We start from the raw sequence: 2,612 nt of genomic DNA, 5'->3' as shown, positions 1-2,612 counted from the left end.
ACGTCGCGCGGCACCGCCAGGTCGACGATGAAAATCGGGCGATGGCGGCGCTGCTTGATCGCGCGTTCGAGCATGCCCTTGCCGAGGATGGGCAGCGGACTCGCGGTCGAGGTGACGATGATGTCGTAGCCGGGCAGTTCGTCCGGCAATTCGGTGAGCGGGATGACCCCGGCGTTGAAACGCTCGGCCAGCGGGCGGGCGCGTTCGGCGGTGCGGTTGGCCACCGTCATGCGGCGCGGATGCTGCGCGGCGAAGTGGGTGATGCACAGTTCGATCATCTCGCCGGCGCCGATGAACAGACAGGCCTGGTCCTTGACGTTGGGGAAGATGCGTTCGGCCAGGCGCACCGCGGCGGCGGCCATCGACACCGAATTGGCGCCGATTTCGGTGCTGGTGCGCACTTCCTTGGCGACCGAGAAAGTGCGCTGGAACAACTTGTGCAGCAGCAGACCGAGGGTGCCGGCTTCCTCGGCGGCGGCAACCGCCTGCTTCATCTGTCCGAGGATCTGGGTTTCGCCGAGCACCATCGAGTCGAGTCCGGCGGCGACGCGGAAGGCATGCTGCGCCGCCTGTTCGCGCGGCAGCGTATACAGATAGGGCGCGAGTTCGCGCCGCTCGATGTGGTGGAAATCCGCCAGCCACTGCGCCACGGCATCGGGGGACGGCGTGTTGACATACAACTCGGTGCGGTTGCAGGTCGACAGGATGGCGACTTCGGATGCGCGCTGGCTCTGCGTCAGTTCGTGCAGCGCCTGCACCAGCTTGTCGGGGCCGAATGCCACCTGCTCGCGGATCGCGAGCGGCGCAGTGTGATGGTTGACCCCGAGGGTGAGAAGCTGCATGACGGCAGATGGCCGAAAAAAGTAGACCGCTATTTTACCCGCTCCCCCGCTACTGCGGACGCGCGGGAAAGCTCAGGCGGTCGTAATAGCGCCCGCGATAGAGCAGGCGGCGGTGCCGGGGGGAATCGGAGAACGCGTTGCGGGTGTGCAGCACGTTGTTGCAGATGAGCCCCATGCCCGGTCGCAAGCGGGCGGTGAGGATGTATTCGGAGCCGGCGAGGATCTCGGCCAGGGTTTTGACGGCGGCTTGCGTGACCGCATCGCCTTTCCAGACGATCGAGCGGGTGCGCGCGGTGTAGCGCATGTAAAGGAAGCCTTGCACGGGATCGACCGCGAACACCGGGCCGCTCTGCTCGGGGCGGGCGACGTTGTCCTCGTCCATGCGTGCGGGAATCGTCATCGCGTCGGGCTGCATCAGCGCGGCGACGTAATCGGGATTGGCGTCGCGCAGCTGGAGGTAGGCGATCTCGTGGTCGAGCAGCGCGTTCTCGCCGCCGGCCTCGGCATCCTGCGCGCAGTGCAGGGTCATGCCGAGGATGCGGCGGTCGAGCGCGTTGTAATAGCCGTCGGTGTGCCAGTTGATCGGCTTGTGGGTGTACGGAATGAAGTCGCCGCGTGCGCTGCCGGTATCGCCGGCCGGCGTGATGCTGGACAGTCCGTCCTCGTCGGCGAGGTAGTTGCCTTCCAGGCGAACGAGGCCGAGCTGGCGCGCCAGTTGGTGCGGGATCGACTTGTCGGCGGCCGGCAGATGCGGCGCGCTGTAGATCGCCATGTTGGCGCGTGCGCAGCGCGATTCGAGGGCGCCTGTTTCTTTTGGAGTGAGATGGCGCGGATCAGCCAGTGGCACGATCAATTCGTCAACGCTGCGCGGATACGCCGCGAGCCGGGCGTCGCGCCAGGCACGATAGCCGCTTTCGTTGGCCAGATCGAAGGGGCTGCTCATGGGAACGCTAGATTCCGTTCCAGGATCGGGCAGGGCGCGAAGCCGAGCCGAAGACAGTACTCATGTACGGCAAGGCGAAGGCGACAAAGCCATGTCCGATCCTGGAACGGAATCATTCCGGCGGCAGCATGTCGGGCGAACCGAAGCCGCGCTTGACCGGCGCGTCGGACAGCAGGCCCTTGAAGCTCTTCCTCACCGTGCCCATCATTTCGGGCATTTCGATGTCCATGATCTGGTCCATGATCCAGGTCTTGTCGCTGTCGCCCATCTCGTCACGGATCTGCAGGCCGAGGAAGCGCAATGCCGGGAAGCTGGCCTTCTCGTCGTCGGGAAATTCGAACTCGGCGTAGTCGGCGAAGCGGCGGTTGAGGAAATCGATGAACTCGGCCTTGTAATTGCGGCTGCCGTCGCCCTTGCCGACGACGCTGATGATGTTTTCTTCCATCACTTCGCCGAGCCGGTTGGAAATGGCCTGCAGGACGGCGGTGCGGCGCTCGGGGGCGAGCGAGGCGTAGGCCATGCGGTCGCAGTAATGCACCAGGAAGGCGAGGCATTCGGCGATCAGCTTGAAGCCGCGTGCCGGAGTGATGATGTCGTAGTTCTCCTGGCCGAGGTTGTCTATCGCCTTGTCGGCGACGCGCCAGATGGTGGAGGCCACCGAGCTGGCGATTTCCTCGGCGCTGCGTTCGCCGTCCCGCTTGAACCAGACGGTACGTACACGTACGGGTTTGACCATGATTATTCTCCTGTGGCCACGGGGCGGGCGGGATCGGTGATCCACTCGCTCCACGAGCCGGGGTAAAGCCGTGAACCGGGGAGACCGGCGA

3 protein-coding genes are annotated in these 2,612 nt (G+C 65.1%); all 3 read right to left on the bottom strand.

What is annotated here, in order from left to right:
* Window positions 1-842: glutamyl-tRNA reductase (hemA, locus tag Q0L94_RS08005; RefSeq protein WP_296752206.1), on the bottom strand; the 842-nt coding region annotated here is incomplete at its 3' end.
* A 49-nt stretch (window positions 843-891) separates the two neighbouring features.
* Window positions 892-1,785 (bottom strand): TauD/TfdA family dioxygenase, encoded by an 894-nt coding sequence (locus Q0L94_RS08000; RefSeq protein WP_296752203.1) that lies wholly within the window; start codon window positions 1,783-1,785, stop codon window positions 892-894.
* Window positions 1,786-1,897: 112 nt separating this feature from the next.
* A complete protein-coding gene (locus Q0L94_RS07995; protein ID WP_296752200.1) occupies window positions 1,898-2,521 on the bottom strand; it encodes a hypothetical protein in 624 nt (207 codons plus the stop codon).
* Between the last annotated feature and the right edge of the window lie 91 nt (window positions 2,522-2,612).

The organism is Thiobacillus sp. (assembly GCF_024708915.1).
This window is presented reverse-complemented; position numbering and strand designations above follow the sequence as displayed.